Below are 3,363 nucleotides of genomic sequence, written 5' to 3'. Positions count from 1 at the left end.
GCCAATCCTTACAACAGCCTGATGGTCGCCGAGCGGGACGGGACGGTTGTGGGTACCTATCAGATGACGGTGCTGCCGGGCATCGCCGAGCGCGGCCGGGTCCGCGCCAAGATCGAGAGCGTCCATGTTGCGCCCGAGTGGCGCGGCCACGGCATCGGCGCCGTGATGATGCGCCATGCCATCGAGCTCGCGGCCGGGAAGGGGGTGGGGCTCGTCGAGCTGACCTCCAACAAGGAGCGCCCGGATGCGCACCGCTTCTACCGCGGTCTCGGCTTCAAGCAGAGCCATGAGGGCTTCAAGATGGCGCTTTCGCCCTCACGGGCTAGTCCGTGACGGCATGGCGCGGTCCCGCTCATGGCGGGAGTGCGCCCCTTCCGGCGCTCCGGCGGGCTGCTTAGGTTCCGGGTCCAGGCCTCACGCCAGGAAGGAACCGACCGATGTCGCAAGCCCCCGTCAAGCCGATCGACCTCTACTACTGGCCGACGCCGAACGGCTTCAAGATCACGATCATGCTCGAGGAATGCGGGCTGCCCTACAACGTCATCCCGGTGAACATCGGCAAGGGGGACCAGTTCAAGCCGGACTTCCTCGCGATCTCCCCGAACAACCGCATGCCCGCGATCGTCGATCCCGCCGGGCCGGACGGCAAGCCGATCTCCGTCTTCGAGTCCGGCGCGATCCTGCAGTATCTCGGGCGCAAGACCGGCAAGTTCTATCCGCAGGACGAGCGCGGGCGCGTCGAGGTCGACGAATGGCTGTTCTGGCAGATGGGCGGCTTCGGCCCGATGCTCGGCCAGACCCATCATTTCCGCATCTACGCACCGGAGAAGGTGCCCTATGCGATCGAGCGCTACACCAACGAGGCCAACCGGCTCTACGGCGTGCTGGACAGGCGCCTCGAAGGTCGCGAATTCATCTGCGGGGCGTATTCCATCGCCGACATGGCCTGCATCGGCTGGGCACGCGGATGGGAGCGCCAGGGCCAGGACATCGGGCAGTTCCCGAACGTCGCGCGCTGGCTGGAAACCATGCAGGCGCGCCCGGCCGTGCAGCGTGGCCTCAAGGTGGCCGAAGAGCTGCGCAATCCTGCCGGTATCAGCACGCCCGAGGAGAAGGCGATCCTCTTCGGTCAGAAGGCGCGCTGAGCGGCGGCAGGCCACGTCGTTTCTTTGCAGGCATCATGATGGTCGGGCTCGTCCCGACCATCGGCATATCCGCAGGTCCGAGTCTGTATTGAAGACGTGCATGCTCGCCGACAGGGTGAGCATGCCGGCGACAATCAGTTCGACCGGTTCCATTTCACCGAGCGGCAGATCAGGCCGCCCATGACGCAACCTGCAGTGGTCAGCATATTGCCCGAGAGCGTCATCGTGCCGGAATAGGTCTTGCCGTCCTCGGGGTTGAAGGCGCTGCCGCTCCACTTGTTCGCGCCGTTCGGCTTCATGTCGTAGAAGATGCGCTGGCCGACCTTGGCCGGCCCGTTCTGGTCCTTGAGCCAGGAGAGCGAGCCGCAGAGCGCCTCGCCGCATCTGGTGAAGCGCACCTTCGATGCGCCGGTGTCGCGCTCCCATGTGCCGACGACCTCCTGGGCCCCGGCGGTGGCGATGCTGGCGATCAGGCCAAGCCCTGCCAGGGCTGCGCGCTGCGATCCGGTCCCGAACTTCATTCGATCCTCCCTTGTCCGGCCAGCTATGGCTGCATGGTTCAGATGTAAACTATATCGGGGTTTCGGTGCGGCTCAAGTCGGAAGAGAGCGGCGGGTTCGCGGATCAAGCATTCCCCTGCGGCAGGCGCTTCCGTACCGCCTTGCCTCCTCGCTGCGGAGAGGGCTTGCCTGATCGAGGCGGGATGATGACCTCCGCGAGCCTTGTGGGGGGCGAAGGCCGCAGCTATAAGCGCGCCGGATTTCCCTTACCCCATCCAAGGATCATTCGATGGCTGTCCAGCGTACCTTCTCCATTCTCAAGCCCGACGCGACGAAGCGCAACCTCACGGGCGCGGTCAACGCTGTCATCGAGAAGGCCGGCCTGCGCATCGTCGCGCAGAAGCGCATCCAGATGACCAAGGCCCAGGCCGAGACCTTCTACGCCGTTCACTCGGCGCGCCCGTTCTTTGGCGAACTGGTCGAGTTCATGACCTCCGGCCCTGTCGTGGTGCAGGTGCTGGAAGGCGAGGACGGCATCGCCAAGTATCGTGAAGTGATGGGCGCCACCAACCCTGCGAACGCTGCCGAAGGCACCGTCCGCAAGCTCTTCGCGCTGTCGGTCGGCGAGAACACCGTGCACGGCTCGGACGCGCCGGAGACCGCCGCGATCGAGATCGCCCAGTTCTTCTCGGGCAACGAGATCGTCGGCTGATCCCAGCCGGGCAATTCGCTGAAAAGCAGAAAGGCGGGCCGGTTTCCGGCCCGCCTTTTTTTTGTCTGTTGCTGGCCGCAGCCGGAGCGGGCCCGGCGTGACGCCGCCGCACCTCAGAGGCCGAAGGAGTAGCTCGTTCCCGTATCGAAGGAATAGCTCGCCGAGATGCCGATCGTGACCGAGTTGCGAGAGCCGTACGGCGTGACGATCGGCGAGCGCGTCGCGTCGCCGACGAGGCGTTTGTACTCGACATAAGCCGTGGTCTTGAGGTTGTCCGACCAGTTGTAGGTCACCTGAGCCAGCGCGCCGACAGTGTGGACTCCCGCGTTGAAGCGCTGGAGCAGGCCACCCGTGCCGGGCATCGCGCCGTAGGTGCCGAAATAGGTGCGTACATAGTCGGCGGAGGCGATCCGCATGCGCGGGCCGACGCCGAGCGTCCAGGGGCCGAGATTGGTGAAGGCGTCGAGCTTGAAGTCGGCGACGACGCCGTCATGGGCGACGATGCCACGGCGCACGTCGACGCGGCCGCGCAGCCACGAGGTCGGATAGAATTCGACGAAGCCGCCGGCCTCGGCGCCGAACTTGGTTGCCGGAACCGCGACGAGCGCCGGGTTGACCTTGGCGCTGCGCTTCCAGAGCAGGTCGCCCGAGAAGCCGATGCGCCAGCCCTGGCCCGAGAAGACGCCGATGCTCAGCATCGCATCATCCTCGGCGCTCCACCACGTGCTCTTCAGACCCTTGCCCAGCGAAATGATCGGGCGGGCACGGAAGACGTAGTCGTCCGAGCCTGTGTAGTCGGGCTGGTAGCGCACGCCGGCGCCGAGCGTCAGATACCAGTTCTGTGCCGGCTGGGGCGAGGTGAGGGTGGTGTAGTCGCGGGACTGCGCTTCGGCGCGCCCGGGCAGCGACAGGGAAAGGCAGGTCGCAAGACCGGCCAGATACACAACGCAACGCATAGTCCAGAACTCCGACGCAGAACGCGCGTCCGACGGGATGGGTAACGGCA

At 65.8% G+C, this 3,363-nt stretch carries 5 protein-coding genes; 3 read left to right on the top strand and 2 right to left on the bottom strand.

What is annotated here, in order from left to right; translation table 11 throughout:
- Both ACIPIA_RS12740 and ACIPIA_RS12735 read left to right on the top strand, forming a co-directional pair.
- Window positions 1-333 (top strand): GNAT family N-acetyltransferase (locus ACIPIA_RS12740; protein ID WP_400510079.1); only part of this gene is annotated, 333 nt, incomplete at its 5' end.
- A gap of 104 nt (window positions 334-437) precedes the next feature.
- Window positions 438-1,145 carry a glutathione S-transferase N-terminal domain-containing protein gene (locus tag ACIPIA_RS12735; protein ID WP_400510077.1) on the top strand — a complete coding sequence of 236 codons (708 nt, stop codon included), beginning with the start codon at window positions 438-440 and terminating at the stop codon, window positions 1,143-1,145.
- Window positions 1,146-1,279: 134 nt separating this feature from the next.
- On the opposite strand, the gene ACIPIA_RS12730 is transcribed toward ACIPIA_RS12735, so the two are convergent.
- On the bottom strand, window positions 1,280-1,666 hold the full coding sequence (locus tag ACIPIA_RS12730; protein ID WP_400510074.1) for a DUF2147 domain-containing protein: 387 nt from the start codon (window positions 1,664-1,666) through the stop codon (window positions 1,280-1,282).
- Between the two features lie 268 nt (window positions 1,667-1,934).
- Between ACIPIA_RS12730 and ndk the strand changes: the two genes are divergently transcribed.
- A complete protein-coding gene (gene ndk, locus ACIPIA_RS12725) occupies window positions 1,935-2,357 on the top strand; it encodes a nucleoside-diphosphate kinase (RefSeq protein WP_047579744.1) in 423 nt (140 codons plus the stop codon).
- Window positions 2,358-2,470: 113 nt separating this feature from the next.
- Here the strand turns inward: ndk and ACIPIA_RS12720 are convergent.
- A partial coding sequence (locus ACIPIA_RS12720) for a MipA/OmpV family protein (RefSeq protein WP_400510071.1) occupies window positions 2,471-3,363 on the bottom strand: 893 nt, incomplete at its 5' end.

Origin of the sequence: Allobosea sp. CER48 (genome assembly GCF_044752385.1) — a bacterium.
Classification (GTDB): Bacteria; Pseudomonadota; Alphaproteobacteria; order Rhizobiales; family Beijerinckiaceae; genus Allobosea.
Note: the sequence above shows the minus strand (reverse complement) of the source record. Positions and strands in the feature narration are given on the sequence as shown.